We start from the raw sequence: 13,042 nt of genomic DNA on the forward strand, positions 1-13,042 counted from the left end.
TTACCCGTCCTTTGCCTGCTTCATTTTGTACATGGCGTTATCCGCATTCTGGATTGCCACATCCAGGTCGCCCTTCACCTCTGCGACTCCCCATGACACCGACAGCGGTACGGTGTGGCCATCCACCACAAAAACGTGATTGTTGACCTGACCACTGATACGCTGCGCAATCGCGATAGCATCACTTGTCTGGGAGCGAAACAGCAGGATCATAAATTCATCCCCACCGGTACGAATCACGAGATCGTGACTGGTACGGGTGTTTGACAACATTCTGTTGGCAATAGTTTGCAGCGCACGATCGCCTGCGGCATGCCCCCAGGTGTCGTTGACTGCCTTAAACTTATTGCAATCCAGCAGCACCACAGAACAATGTGATAAGTCCCGACGCTTAATAATGTCGAGAATTCGCCGATTAAAGCAGCCCGTCAGCGAATCAATATAGACCTTGAGGTCGCTTTGATTCAGCCACGACTTCAGCGAGATACTGATCATAATAAAGAAGAACGGTGCCAGCAGTATCACAATTCCGGCGTGCGTATCGCGCACCATAAACCGGCCTAATGCTATCGAATAGTACAGCGCATATTTTTCTGACAACTTCCGCACCATAATGCGCGTTTTACCCGTACATTTGCCAGCTAAACAGAGGCGCTCATTATTGGATAAATTCACCAGAGCCACATTCAGGCCCGGTGGCATTTGATAGTCAAAAGCATTTGCCAGCGCCTCCTGCAACTCCGGCTTTGAATGGTCATAGACCAGATAGGCGACGATTTGATCCGATATCTCTTTCCCGGAAAGGTCATAGATATAGCTCACCACGCTGTAGGCTTTTTCACCGGTAATTTTGTCGGTATAAAAATTCGTTGAGCTGAGCGCTTTATTCTTAATGTTTTTTTGCAGCAGACGGGTATAAAAATCGACTGGCGGATAGAAAAATCCGGTAATGTCCTGTGCCATTTCAGAATCAGAGAACGTAAAATTGCGCGAATCAGAAGGCATAAACCAGTAAAAATAATCCGCATTCTTGGCAATGATGTAACGATGCGCATCAAAACTGCCAGGATTTAACTCATTAACCATGCCGCGAATAAACTCCGCTGCCGTATACATACATATAGCTTTAAGGTTGGCTTCTCGGGCGATAATCGTCCCTGTCGCTGAATGCACCCGCTTTGGGTCGGCATTAATTCCCCATTCACCGGCATTTCGCGGAACAAACTGCGCTGCATTATCACATTGATCGTCATTTTTAATGTGATGGTAGCGCTCACCAATTGCATCGGCGATGAGTTCATTATCGTTAAAGATATCCAGCATACGGGCCTGCAGGCGGTTAATCCCTTCGCTGGCCGTGGCCATACGCTGTTCGTAGATGATAAACAGAAACAATGAGGTAAATATCAGCGTAATCAGCCCCGATACCAGCAGTGCCTGCCTGTTCCTGAGCTTATCTTGCACAATCTTCACGAGTCCACCCTGATAGTTAACGGTGATGCCAAACCGGTTACCCGTTTATGTTGTTGCATAACAGCGCTGAGTATTAAAAATAATATTGATCGTCCTGTGGCCCTGATAATCGATGAAAATAACGTCTCTCCCGTGTACCTAAGTTACAGATTTATACAACAAAAGAACATTTTTGTTAACAAAAATGCAAACTAGTCATCCCCGGCAATCGGATAGCCGGCACGCCGAATCGCTTCCCGACAGTCGCTCACTCCTGCGGCATACCCAGCTTCGATTTCACAAACCGGACTGGCGCTGCAATAAGGTAGTGTGATTTGTGTGGCGATGACCTTTTCCAGGGCTTCCACCCTGCTCATGTAATTCAATAATTCGCGCGCAGCATACACGGCAAACTCTGTCGTATCATCGTCTATGGATGCTTCCATAAGGGAAATTTTTTGTTGTAGTAACTGACGGGTCAATATCATCATCAATACCCTCAAAGCCAGATTGCTTAAAGAGTAGCATTACATCAAAGGGGAGAAAGTCGGGAAGGGAAAAACAGAGGGGAAAAAGCTGGCCGCGAAACGACCAGCCTTTCAGACTGGAATCACTGACTTAAAAACGATAACCCGCAGAGAACATAAACACCCACGGATCAAGGCGTACGCTGTCGCGCTGCTGGACGCCACCCATTTTATAGCTCGCGGTGGTGTCGATATCCATGTACCAGACTGACATGTTAATCAGCCAGTCGCGGTTGATCAGATAGTCCATACCGACTTGTCCAGCTGCACCCCAGGAGTCTTTCAGGCTCAGATCGGATAAACCCGCCTCTTTCCCGTTGTTGTTAAAACCTTCATCGAAGAAAGTCGTGTAGTTCACACCCACGCCAACGTAAGGACGCAGTTTGCTGCTGGAGTCGCCAAAGTACCACTGCGCCATTAACGTCGGCGGTAAATGATGAACGGTGGCAATATCACCGGTTGCCCCGGTGCCGATCTTATGGCGGAACGGTGTGGCTGCCAGTAATTCAACGCCAATATTGTCGGTTGCCATATACGTGAATGTCAGGCCCAGCTGCGTATTGTTGCTGACATCAAAGCCACCCAGGCTTCCCAGCGTACCACCCGCGCCTTCCGTCGGTCTGACGGTTGCCGAACCTGCACGAATAAAGAACTCTCCGGCCTCATGCGCAAATGCGTTCCCAGAGAGAAGAGTTGTTAAAGCCAATGCTGCAACTGTTAATTTTTTCATGTCCGCTCCATCGTTATGGTTATAAAAGCGGAACGAATATACCCACAATGGAGTAATAAGTGATCTAACTTAGATCACATTGAGTTTGATAATTTAACATTTATTGATCCAGATTAAGTTAGAACTTGCATTCAAAATCCTGGTTAAATTAATTCAGATCAATTTTGATATATTTTCACTATGCAAGTACCTTTGACTCCGACACGAAATGTTGGTTATTTGAACGTGATGTACAGAGAACAAACAACAATGTTGCAAGTTGCTGAAGTCCTGGCCAAAAATTACCGGAGCTTTACAAAGATATGCTTTTCCATACATCGCACGATGCTGCCACTGTAGAGTTATCCAGGGTACAATTGCGCGCAAATGAACACCTGCAAAACTCAAGGAGAGTGCATGTCTATCACGGCGAAATCCGTTTACCGTGACACGGGAAACTTTTTCCGTAATCAATTTATTACCATCTTGCTGGTATCGTTATTGTGCGCGTTTATCACAGTGGTGCTAGGGCATGCCTTTTCTCCCAGCGACGCGCAAATCGCGCAACTGAGCGAAGGGGATCAGCTAACCAGCAGTGTGGGCCTGTTCGATCTGGTGCAGAATATGACGCCGGAGCAGCAGCAAATTTTGCTCCGCGCTTCTGCAGCATCGACGTTTTCAGGGCTGATTGGTAATGCCATCCTTGCAGGAGGCATCATCCTGATGATTCAACTGATTTCGGCGGGTCATCGGGTTAGCGCATTACGCGCCATTGGCGCCAGCGCGCCGGTATTACCTAAATTGTTTATTCTGATTTTTCTGACTACCCTGCTGGTACAGGTCGGTATTATGCTGGTTGTCGTGCCTGGTATTCTGCTGGCTATCTTGCTGGCCCTCGCGCCGGTGATGGTCGTGCAGGATAAAATGGGCGTCTTTGCCGCTATGCGCAACAGTATGCGTCTGGCGTGGTCTAATATGCGACTGGTAGCGCCGGCAGTGATCGGTTGGCTACTGGCAAAAACGCTGCTGTTGCTTTTTGCGCCAAGTTTTGCAGTACTAACGCCAAACGTAGGCGCGGTATTGGCGAATACGCTGAGCAATATGATCTCTGCTGTGCTGCTGATCTATTTGTTCCGCCTGTATATGCTGATTCGTCAATAAACCCTGAACGCATCCCGGGCGTGTTACCCGATGCTTTTTGATTACGGACTCGAAGAATGAAGCAGTTTCTTGATTTTTTACCGCTGGTTGTCTTTTTTGCTTTTTATAAGCTCTATGACATCTACGCGGCAACCTCGGCGCTTATTGTCGCAACGGCTGTGGTACTGATTTACAGTTGGGTTCGCTATCGCAAGGTCGAGAAGATGGCGTTAATCACCTTTGTTCTGGTTGCCGTCTTCGGTGGCCTGACGATTTTCTTCCACAACGATGAATTCATTAAGTGGAAGGTTACGGTGATTTACGGACTGTTTGCCGGTGCACTGCTGGTTAGCCAGTGGGTGATGAAAAAGCCGTTGATTCAGCGCATGTTAGGAAAAGAGCTGACGCTGCCGCAGCCGGTATGGTCGAAGCTGAATCTGGCCTGGGCCGTCTTCTTCATCCTGTGTGGACTGGCCAATATCTATATTGCGTTTTGGCTGCCGCAGAACATTTGGGTCAACTTCAAAGTGTTCGGATTAACCGCCCTGACCTTATTCTTCACGTTGCTGAGCGGCGTCTACATCTACCGCCATCTGCCGCAGGAAGATAAATCGTAATATGTGTTCGCCAGATCTGCGGATCTGGCGAATTTTTATCCACCTGCGTTCTTCGTGGCAGACAAGCTCGCTTACTTCCCACCGCGTACTGCATCCCCCCTGTTCTCCGCCCGTAAATTCTAGTAGCATCCCGCCTGTAATCTTTCTCTACAGTCGGTTCTACAATGACAACAACGAATAACACCCCCCAGGGTGAACTGGTTTTACGCACTCTGGCCATGCCTGCCGATACCAATGCAAACGGTGATATTTTTGGCGGCTGGCTGATGTCACAGATGGATATTGGTGGCGCTATTCAGGCCAAAGAGATCGCACACGGTCGTGTGGTGACGGTGCGAGTTGAAGGAATGAGCTTTTTGCGCCCGGTTGCCGTGGGTGATGTGGTCTGTTGCTACGCACGCTGCGTAAAACGCGGGACGACGTCAATCAGCATTAATATTGAAGTCTGGGTGAAGAAAGTCGCTTCGGAACCCATCGGCCAGCGTTACAAAGCCACTGAAGCCCTGTTTATCTACGTCGCTGTTGATAAAGATGGAAAACCCCGTCCGATACCAACACAGGTCTGATAACCACGTTGACACCGTTATCAAACCTGCTTGCCGGAGAAGGCCTGACGCCAACTCCGGCACGTCAGTTACTCAATCTGCGCCGTACCGTTCAGACGGAAAACGATATTAACCACCAGGCCAGATCCCGGTTTGCCCGCCTCATAACGCCATCTGCGCATCGCATTTTTCACTTCACGCTCAAACATATTGGCAGGCTGTGCGGAAAGTACTTCAACATTCTCCACACGGCCATCTGATGTCACATCAAACTTGACCTTCACCCGACCTTCAATGCGCAGAGCCTGCGCGCGCGCCGGATACTGTGGCTGATTACGACTTAAAGCACGTGGCCCAGACGGTGCGCTAACCGCAGGTTTACTGGTTGCCGGCGCGTTACTGGTCGTTGCCGGACGAGCCGGCGCCGTGTTCTCAAACGGCGATGCTGGACGCGACTCAACCGGTTTCACGTCTCGTTTGGGCTGCTCTTCAACCTTTTTCATCGGTTTCGGCTTCGGTTTTGGCTTAGGTTTCGGTTTCTCAATCACCACCGGCGCCTCTTTTGGCGGTTCCGGTATAGGTTCAGGTTCCGGTTCAGGCTCAACGACAGGCTCCGGCGGTGGTTGAACTGCCTGAGGTGGCTCAAGATCAGCAGGTGCGACCATCGTGATAGAGATCGGCTGCGCGGGTGCAGGCAGTTCAATAACCTGATGTACCGAGGTATACAGCAGACCCGCCACTACAGCGCCGTGAATGCCGACGGAAAGTAACGTCGGCCAGGGAAAGCGACGAGGTAAATCAAGGGTCATTGCAGTCATAATCGTTTCAGTTATAAAACCAGGCCTCGATTTTAAATGCAAATAGCAATCATATTCAATAAGCCCATGACAGTAAGCCGCATTTAAAACGCAATTTCATGTAAAAAAACCATTATCTTAATATGGCCTTAACAAAGCTATTATCTTTACGTTGCAGTTACCAGGGCTTTCCAATAACGTAAACGCGACTTTATACCGATCAAGGAGCTCTACCCGTGCTGTATGTTATTTATGCTCAAGATATCGCAGATTCTCTCGAAAAACGTCTTTCCGTGCGCCCTGCTCACCTGGCCCGTCTGCAACTCCTCCATGATGAAGGTCGTCTACTGACCGCAGGTCCCATGCCCGCGGTCGACAGTAACGATCCGGGTGCGGCGGGATTTACCGGCTCGACGGTGATTGCGGAATTTGAATCTTTAGAAGCAGCGCAGGCGTGGGCAGATGCCGACCCGTATGTGGCTGCAGGCGTTTATGCGCAGGTTTCGGTCAAACCGTACAAAAAGGTTTTTTAAATTTAAGGTATACCTTTACTATTCAAAGCATTAGAAATAAAAACTCATCCACTTATCAAATTGAGGGCGCATTTGCTTAAGCGTCCTCTCTTTTATCTACCGCCTATACTTTCAGTCTGACATTTGGCTGGAAAATTCTCTGTGTAGACGCTTTGCACAATCAATGACACAAGAGCACTATCTCGCCCTGCTCGCTGTGTAGATATCCCTGCAAAACGATCCATCTACTTTTAGAAAGACTCGAACACTGACCTTATCTGTACTGGCCACACAGCATCATAGGTATCGGGGGACTGAGGTTCAAATCCTCTCGCGCCAACCAAAAATCTCTCTAAACACCAGCCTGCTGCGTCTGGTGTTTTATGTCTTTTTTCTGAACGAGAAACAATCAGGGATAAAATCCCGACACAAAGCATCGACTTCACCATACACTTCAGCTATTCACGCATGACGATGAGTTTTGTACTGACTACTGTGAGGGCCGAGACTCTTCAACTATCCTGATGCTGTGGTGCTCTCTGCTACCTGGTTGAACCGGCTGAAGTTGAAAGTTTTGGTGGCAATAACCTGCCTGTGCAATGTGTTATCATTACGTAAAACATCGTTTTCACTCTGAAACAGAGCAATTTCAGATCGGCTGTTTGCCAGTAAAACACATAGCGCCGCGACCATAATCACTGCGCAAAGCTAGCATATTGAATGCAATGTAGTTTGATATCAGGCAGTGTAATCATACCGTTACGACAAAAACGCTTAGTGCTGCGGTATTCGATGAAATATACATATCAGGTACCTGGTACACGTAATAAAGAGAACTTATATGCGTTTTTTAAAAAGCACAGCTTGGCCATTCATAGCAATAATTGTGGTCTGCCTATCCTGGGCGTTTGTCAATGGGGATAAAGTCCTGGAAAATGTAAGGTCATTGCAATCCTATCTCGGCGGTTCTACAGCAGTAGAGGGAAAGTGGGATAACTCAACTAAAAATGATGTCAATCCTCCTACGTGGCTTACAAAACAAGCGGAATATTCCCAAGTTTGTATCACCATTAAAAACTCAGTCATTGATGGAGCAATAACCTCGGGAAAACTCTCCAACAAAATGCCTTTTGATTACGTATTCCTCTCAGGTGAGGAAAGAGGTCTGCGCGACACACTTGATGCTTTTGCGTTCGATAAGGTCTCCGGCAAAAAAATATACTTTGGCTCTTTTACTATCTACAAAAAAGGTGACTTTTTGATTGTTGAAGCTGATGAAACAGCACAAAAATTCTTCCCAAAACGATCTATGCTGCTTAAAAAATCAAACACCGCATTTCCTGTATTAGGAGCGCAAGACCAACCGCAAACAAAAGAAAGAATGTCGAACAACCACTAAGTTGATTTAATAAACAAAATCATATAGATAAGAATTAATATAAGGAGAAGATTAATACACCGTTTCGGCAAAGCGTCTCTTCTTTACCTACGCGAGTAACCAGCCTAAAACAGCCGACTGCCAAAGATAGGCCGTGTCCATTTGTTGGGGTCAGTCTGACTATGCGGAATTCTTCGAAGGAAGCCTAATGACAATACAAAAAGTATTTTAAGAAACAGAACGGACAGGAATACATTGGGCACCGCCAGCGGTGCCCTTTTTGGATCAAATGCTGTAGATCGCAAACAGCAACGAATTTCGTTGATGATTGAGAATGCATTTTCTGATGGAGTGGATACGCATGTTACGGCGCGATTGCCCTTCAAGCCAACGTGCTTTACGGCGGCTAGCCTGACGCAGCATTCGCCAGCGTCCCACTTCCGTTCTACTACGCTTCATGTTAACTACTCTTCCAGTCACAGAGCGGGCATTATACCCCCAGACCGAATGCAGACCAGTGGTTTTCCCGTGTTTTTATTTGCCAGATGACTCCTGATGCGTAAACTCTTAACAATACGCTTTCAAAAGGATTTTTAAATTTATGACAACCTTCTACACCGTGGTGAGTTGGCTGGTCATTCTGGGTTACTGGGTACTCATTGCTGGCGTAACGTTACGCATTCTGATGAAACGACGCGCAGTACCCTCCGCAATGGCCTGGCTTTTGATCATCTATATACTGCCATTGGTAGGGATCATTGCTTATCTGTCCTTTGGTGAACTTCACCTGGGCAAACGCCGCGCCGAGCGTGCCAGAGCGATGTGGCCATCAACAGCTAAATGGCTGAACGATCTCAAAGCCTGCAAACATATTTTCGCGCAAGAAAACAGCAGCGTTGCCTCCTCATTATTTAAGTTATGCGAGCGTCGCCAGGGCATTGCCGGCGTTAAAGGCAATCAGCTACAGCTACTTACCAGCTCTGACGACGTGATGCAGGCGTTAATCCGCGATATTCAGTTGGCGCGTCATAACATTGAGATGGTGTTCTACATCTGGCAACCTGGCGGTATGGCCGATCAGGTCGCGGAATCATTAATGGCCGCAGCCAGACGGGGGATTCACTGTCGTTTGATGCTGGACTCCGCCGGCAGCGTGGCATTCTTCCGCAGTCCGTGGGCGGCGATGATGCGCAACGCGGGTATCGAGGTGGTCGAAGCGCTGAAGGTTAACCTGATGCGTGTATTTTTACGTCGTATGGACCTGCGCCAGCATCGTAAAATGATCATGATCGACAACTACATCGCCTACACCGGTAGCATGAATATGGTCGATCCGCGGTTCTTTAAACAGGATGCCGGTGTCGGACAATGGGTTGACCTGATGGCGAGAATGGAAGGCCCGGTGGCCACTGCCATGGGGATCGTCTACTCCTGCGACTGGGAAATTGAAACCGGTAAACGCATTTTACCGCCACCTCCCGATGTCAACATCATGCCGTTTGAGCAGGCCAGCGGGCACACCATTCACACTATTGCCTCTGGTCCTGGCTTCCCTGAAGACTTAATCCATCAGGCCTTATTGACCGCCGCATATTCTGCTCGTGAATATTTGATCATGACCACCCCCTACTTCGTCCCCAGTGACGATCTGCTGCACGCCATCTGTACAGCGGCGCAGCGCGGTGTAGATGTCAGCATCATTCTTCCACGCAAGAATGACTCAATGCTGGTTGGCTGGGCAAGCCGGGCTTTTTTCACCGAGTTGCTGGCGGCAGGCGTGAAAATCTACCAGTTCGAAGGTGGGTTGTTACATACCAAAAGCGTGCTGGTCGATGGTGAACTGAGTCTGGTCGGTACCGTAAACCTGGATATGCGCAGCCTGTGGCTGAATTTTGAGATAACACTGGTTATTGACGATGCTGGATTCGGCGGTGACCTCGCCGCGGTACAGGATGATTATATTTCGCGTTCCCGCCTGCTAGATGCTCGTTTGTGGGTAAAACGACCACTCTGGCAGCGTATCGCTGAGCGACTGTTTTACTTCTTTAGCCCGTTGCTGTAAAACGTGCCCATCAGACAGTAAACAGGTAGTCATTATGGATATGGATTTGAACAACCGCCTGACCGAAGACGAAACGCTCGAGCAGGCTTATGACATTTTTCTCGAACTGGCGGCGGACAATCTCGACCCGGCCGACATCCTTCTGTTCAATTTGCAGTTTGAAGAGCGTGGCGGAGCAGAGTTATTCGACCCTGCGGATGACTGGCAGGAGCACGTTGATTTTGACCTGAATCCTGACTTCTTCGCCGAAGTGGTGATTGGTCTGGCAGACTCAGAAGACGGCGAGATTAACGATATTTTTGCACGTGTTCTGTTGTGTCGCGAAAAAGATCACAAACTCTGCCACATTCTCTGGCGCGAATAATGAAAACAAAAAGCTGCTCTCGCAGCTTTTTTTATTTCTAGTCAGGCAATTTACTTCCGCAGCGATTACAAAATTGCGCGCTGTACTCATGCTGGCTTTGTTGGCACTGTGGACATTTGCGCTGATTTTGCCGGTGCTGAAACGCACTACTCATGTGTGTTGTTATCAATCCAGTCGGGATTGCAATAACCGAATAACCAATCAGGATCAGCACTGACGCCACCATGCGGCCAAGCGGTGTATGCGGGGTAATATCACCATAGCCAACCGTTGTCACCGTAACGATTGCCCAATATACCGACGCATTCAGCGTAGTAAAACCATATTTCGGGCCTTCAATCAGGTACATCAGTGCGCCAAAGACAATCATCAGAATGGCAATAAACGAGTAAAACAGCATCAACTGATGACGGGCACTTTTAATTGCGCTCCAGAACACACGCAGCGACGGCATAAATCGCAGCAGTTTGAGTATCCGCAGTACACGCAGCACGCGCATCGCTCGCCAGGCGAAAACATAACTGAGACTAATTTCCGGCCATAGCCACATCACATACAGTGGCAGAATCGTCGCGAGATCGATAATTCCCCAAAAGCTAAACACATATTTTGCAGGATTGGCCCAGCAGCACAATCTGAGCAGATATTCGAGGGTAAAGACCAGCGTAATAAAGACTTCCAGCCAGACAAAAATATGCCATTCATCATAGGTTAAATGGTATTGCGTCCCGACCCCAGACTCAATGAAGATAACAATCACGCTCAGCAATGCGAACAGTGCACACATGCCTTCAAAACGGCGCCCCGAACGGGTGTCTAAATCAAATAATGTACGATAGAGAGTACGGCGAACAGAAGAGACTAAGCCTGACACATTTACCTCACCAAAAAGAAGGGCTGACAGTGTGTCAGCCCTCTCGATTATAGCGGGTCTACTTTTAAGCAGGAAACCGCGTGTCGGAAACTCCCTTCAAGTACAGGACGCGTTTTCGCGCATTCTGGTCCGGCGATCGGACAACGCGTGCGGAACACACACCCCGAAGGCGGATTAATCGGGGAGGGTAACTCACCTTCCAGCAGTTGGATAACCTTGTTCCTCTCCATATCAGGATCGGGAATTGGCACCGCTGACATTAGCGCTTTGGTATAGGGATGCAGCGGATTATGGTACACCTCGTCATAGGTCCCCAACTCCACCGCATGTCCGAGATACATCACCAGCACGCGATCGGAAATATGCTTAACCACGGCCAGGTCATGGGCAATGAAGATTAATGATAAGCCCATCTCACGCTGTAATTGCTGCAACAGGTTAACGACCTGCGCCTGAATCGACACATCCAGCGCGGATACGGGCTCATCACAAATGATCAGTTTCGGTTCAAGGATCAACGCGCGGGCAATACCAATACGCTGGCATTGCCCACCGGAAAACTCATGCGGATAGCGGTTAATCAGGTTAGGCAGTAACCCCACTTTCATCATCATCGCCTTTACGCGGTCACGAACTTCCTGCCCAGGCAGATTCGGGTGATAAGTCCGCAGCGGTTCAGCAATGATTTCACCGATGGTCATACGCGGGTTTAACGATGCCAGCGGGTCCTGGAAAATCATCTGGATGTCACTGCGCACCGCCCGCCACTCATCGGGTTTCATGCCAAGCAAATCTTTGCCGAGCCAGGCAACTTTACCATCGGTCGCTTTTACCAGACCGATAATCGCACGCGCAAACGTCGATTTCCCGCAACCGGATTCCCCCACCACGCCTAATGTTTCGCCCTCATACAGACGCAGGGTCACGCCATCAACGGCTTTCAGCGTTTTCGACGGTTGCCAGAACCACTGTTTACCATCTTTGATATCGAAATGGACTTTCAGATCGGCAATTTCGAGGAGTACTTTTCGTTGTTCGGTTACCGCATTCATACCAGTTCCTCCACCGGTTTAAAGCAGGCGCGCAGACGGCCCGGACTAAACTCTTCCAGTGGCGGAGCACTGTTACAGATTTCCATGGCATGCGGGCAACGGGGCTGGAACGGGCAGCCTTTCGGTAAACGCAACAGGTTCGGCGGATTACCCGGGATAGTCAGCATTTCTTCCCCTTCGGCATCCAGACGCGGGACGGCATTAAGCAGGCCAATCGAATACGGGTGAACCGGCTTATAAAAGACATCACGCGCACTACCATATTCCATCGTGCGTCCGGCATACATTACCAGCACCTTGTCGCAAATACCGGCAACAACCCCGAGGTCGTGGGTAATCATGATAATTGCGGTATTGAATTCACTTTTCAGCTCATTCAGCAGCGTCATGATTTGCGCCTGAACCGTGACATCCAGCGCCGTAGTGGGTTCATCGGCAATCAGTAACTTTGGCCTGCACAGTAGCGCCATGGCGATCATCACACGTTGACGCATACCGCCGGAGAATTCATGCGGGTACATTTTCATTCGCTTACGCGCTTCCGGCATTTTCACCGCATCCAGCATTCTGACTGACTCTTCAAAGGCTTCTGCTTTGCTCATACCTTTGTGTAGCATCAGCACTTCCATTAACTGTTCGCCGACCCGCATATACGGATTCAGAGAGGTCATGGGGTCCTGGAAGATCATCGAGATTTGCTCGGCGCGCAGTTTGTTCAGCTCACGCTCCGGTAAGTTCAGGATCTCACGACCGTTGAATGTAGCAGAACCGCCAATACGGCCATTTGCGGCCAGCAGGCCCATCAAGGCAAATGCAGTCTGCGACTTACCTGAACCAGACTCACCAACAATACCCAGCGTTTCACCGGCACGTAGTGAAAAGTTTAAATCGTTTACTGCAGTAACATCACCATCTGGGGTGGCAAACGTCACACGCAGATCGGTCACGTTAAGCAGTGCGTTAGCCTGTTGTTGCGCGAGCGGCGCGGTTGAGGTCTCAATTACGCTCATGGC

At 49.0% G+C, this 13,042-nt stretch carries 15 protein-coding genes and 1 pseudogene; 8 read left to right on the forward strand and 8 right to left on the reverse strand.

The features are described 5' to 3' along the window. The 3 genes from RYZ59_RS18435 to ompW form a co-directional block, all read right to left on the reverse strand. Nucleotides 1-1,473: a GGDEF domain-containing protein gene (locus RYZ59_RS18435; RefSeq protein WP_318049961.1), complete on the reverse strand. Its 1,473-nt coding sequence runs from the start codon at nucleotides 1,471-1,473 to the stop codon at nucleotides 1-3. 191 nt (nucleotides 1,474-1,664) lie between these two features. After that, complete coding sequence (locus RYZ59_RS18440; RefSeq protein WP_202039696.1) at nucleotides 1,665-1,940, reverse strand: hypothetical protein; 276 nt, start codon at nucleotides 1,938-1,940, stop codon at nucleotides 1,665-1,667. Between the two features lie 130 nt (nucleotides 1,941-2,070). Beyond that, nucleotides 2,071-2,709, reverse strand: a complete 639-nt coding sequence (ompW, locus tag RYZ59_RS18445) for an outer membrane protein OmpW (RefSeq protein WP_040233206.1) — start codon at nucleotides 2,707-2,709, stop codon at nucleotides 2,071-2,073. A 281-nt stretch (nucleotides 2,710-2,990) separates the two neighbouring features. Between ompW and RYZ59_RS18450 the strand changes: the two are divergent. From RYZ59_RS18450 to yciA, 4 genes and pseudogenes are all read left to right on the forward strand, one after another. Further along, nucleotides 2,991-3,077, forward strand: a pseudogene (locus RYZ59_RS18450) (YkgJ family cysteine cluster protein); the annotation flags it as partial. Nucleotides 3,078-3,105: 28 nt separating this feature from the next. Next, nucleotides 3,106-3,849 carry a YciC family protein gene (locus tag RYZ59_RS18455; protein WP_040233207.1) on the forward strand — a complete coding sequence of 248 codons (744 nt, stop codon included), beginning with the start codon at nucleotides 3,106-3,108 and terminating at the stop codon, nucleotides 3,847-3,849. A gap of 56 nt (nucleotides 3,850-3,905) precedes the next feature. After that, complete coding sequence (locus RYZ59_RS18460) at nucleotides 3,906-4,445, forward strand: septation protein A (RefSeq protein WP_003020667.1); 540 nt, start codon at nucleotides 3,906-3,908, stop codon at nucleotides 4,443-4,445. Nucleotides 4,446-4,609: 164 nt separating this feature from the next. Then, nucleotides 4,610-5,011 carry an acyl-CoA thioester hydrolase YciA gene (gene yciA, locus RYZ59_RS18465; RefSeq protein ID WP_048211486.1) on the forward strand — a complete coding sequence of 134 codons (402 nt, stop codon included), beginning with the start codon at nucleotides 4,610-4,612 and terminating at the stop codon, nucleotides 5,009-5,011. 68 nt (nucleotides 5,012-5,079) lie between these two features. On the opposite strand, the gene tonB is transcribed toward yciA, so the two are convergent. Continuing rightward, the gene (tonB, locus tag RYZ59_RS18470; protein WP_318049966.1) at nucleotides 5,080-5,808 is read right to left on the reverse strand and encodes a TonB system transport protein TonB; all 729 of its coding nucleotides are present in this window, start codon (nucleotides 5,806-5,808) and stop codon (nucleotides 5,080-5,082) included. Between the two features lie 215 nt (nucleotides 5,809-6,023). Here tonB and RYZ59_RS18475 point away from each other — a divergent pair, with 215 nt between their 5' ends. After that, nucleotides 6,024-6,320: a YciI family protein gene (locus RYZ59_RS18475; RefSeq protein ID WP_048211485.1), complete on the forward strand. Its 297-nt coding sequence runs from the start codon at nucleotides 6,024-6,026 to the stop codon at nucleotides 6,318-6,320. Between the two features lie 820 nt (nucleotides 6,321-7,140). Further along, nucleotides 7,141-7,698, forward strand: coding sequence for a hypothetical protein (locus RYZ59_RS18480; RefSeq protein WP_318049968.1), 558 nt, complete (start codon nucleotides 7,141-7,143; stop codon nucleotides 7,696-7,698). A gap of 264 nt (nucleotides 7,699-7,962) precedes the next feature. Here the strand turns inward: RYZ59_RS18480 and RYZ59_RS18485 are convergent, their stop codons facing one another. Further along, nucleotides 7,963-8,136 carry a YciY family protein gene (locus RYZ59_RS18485; protein WP_005126414.1) on the reverse strand — a complete coding sequence of 58 codons (174 nt, stop codon included), beginning with the start codon at nucleotides 8,134-8,136 and terminating at the stop codon, nucleotides 7,963-7,965. A gap of 142 nt (nucleotides 8,137-8,278) precedes the next feature. Here RYZ59_RS18485 and cls point away from each other — a divergent pair, with 142 nt between their 5' ends. Both cls and RYZ59_RS18495 read left to right on the forward strand, forming a co-directional pair. Continuing rightward, complete coding sequence (gene cls, locus RYZ59_RS18490; RefSeq protein WP_048211484.1) at nucleotides 8,279-9,739, forward strand: cardiolipin synthase; 1,461 nt, start codon at nucleotides 8,279-8,281, stop codon at nucleotides 9,737-9,739. 34 nt (nucleotides 9,740-9,773) lie between these two features. After that, entirely contained in the window at nucleotides 9,774-10,103 is a 330-nt protein-coding gene (locus RYZ59_RS18495) for an HI1450 family dsDNA-mimic protein (RefSeq protein ID WP_137381707.1), read from the forward strand. A gap of 37 nt (nucleotides 10,104-10,140) precedes the next feature. On the opposite strand, the gene RYZ59_RS18500 is transcribed toward RYZ59_RS18495, so the two are convergent. Genes RYZ59_RS18500 through oppD form a run of 3 tightly spaced genes read right to left on the reverse strand, consistent with a single transcriptional unit; the run spans nucleotide 10,141 to nucleotide 13,039 of the window. After that, nucleotides 10,141-10,977: an ion transporter gene (locus RYZ59_RS18500; protein ID WP_318049974.1), complete on the reverse strand. Its 837-nt coding sequence runs from the start codon at nucleotides 10,975-10,977 to the stop codon at nucleotides 10,141-10,143. 47 nt (nucleotides 10,978-11,024) lie between these two features. After that, a complete protein-coding gene (oppF, locus tag RYZ59_RS18505; RefSeq protein WP_048211482.1) occupies nucleotides 11,025-12,029 on the reverse strand; it encodes a murein tripeptide/oligopeptide ABC transporter ATP-binding protein OppF in 1,005 nt (334 codons plus the stop codon). Beyond that, entirely contained in the window at nucleotides 12,026-13,039 is a 1,014-nt protein-coding gene (gene oppD, locus RYZ59_RS18510; RefSeq protein WP_005126407.1) for a murein tripeptide/oligopeptide ABC transporter ATP-binding protein OppD, read from the reverse strand. Before oppD ends, oppF begins: the two co-directional genes overlap by 4 nt. Nucleotides 13,040-13,042: the final 3 nt, after the last annotated feature.

The sequence above is a fragment of the Citrobacter sp. HN-141 genome, from assembly GCF_033341895.1.
Taxonomy (GTDB): domain Bacteria; phylum Pseudomonadota; class Gammaproteobacteria; order Enterobacterales; family Enterobacteriaceae; genus Citrobacter.

Excerpts from the sequence above, each read along its gene's own strand:
- RYZ59_RS18440 (WP_202039696.1), bottom strand. The coding sequence starts at position 1,940 with ATGATATTGACCCGTCAGTTACTACAACAAAAAATTTCCCTTATGGAA.
- ompW (WP_040233206.1), bottom strand. The coding sequence starts at position 2,709 with ATGAAAAAATTAACAGTTGCAGCATTGGCTTTAACAACTCTTCTCTCT.
- RYZ59_RS18455 (WP_040233207.1), top strand. The coding sequence starts at position 3,106 with ATGTCTATCACGGCGAAATCCGTTTACCGTGACACGGGAAACTTTTTC.
- RYZ59_RS18460 (WP_003020667.1), top strand. The coding sequence starts at position 3,906 with ATGAAGCAGTTTCTTGATTTTTTACCGCTGGTTGTCTTTTTTGCTTTT.
- yciA (WP_048211486.1), top strand. The coding sequence starts at position 4,610 with ATGACAACAACGAATAACACCCCCCAGGGTGAACTGGTTTTACGCACT.
- tonB (WP_318049966.1), bottom strand. The coding sequence starts at position 5,808 with ATGACTGCAATGACCCTTGATTTACCTCGTCGCTTTCCCTGGCCGACG.
- RYZ59_RS18480 (WP_318049968.1), top strand. The coding sequence starts at position 7,141 with ATGCGTTTTTTAAAAAGCACAGCTTGGCCATTCATAGCAATAATTGTG.
- RYZ59_RS18485 (WP_005126414.1), bottom strand. The coding sequence starts at position 8,136 with ATGAAGCGTAGTAGAACGGAAGTGGGACGCTGGCGAATGCTGCGTCAG.
- cls (WP_048211484.1), top strand. The coding sequence starts at position 8,279 with ATGACAACCTTCTACACCGTGGTGAGTTGGCTGGTCATTCTGGGTTAC.
- RYZ59_RS18495 (WP_137381707.1), top strand. The coding sequence starts at position 9,774 with ATGGATATGGATTTGAACAACCGCCTGACCGAAGACGAAACGCTCGAG.
- oppF (WP_048211482.1), bottom strand. The coding sequence starts at position 12,029 with ATGAATGCGGTAACCGAACAACGAAAAGTACTCCTCGAAATTGCCGAT.
- oppD (WP_005126407.1), bottom strand. The coding sequence starts at position 13,039 with ATGAGCGTAATTGAGACCTCAACCGCGCCGCTCGCGCAACAACAGGCT.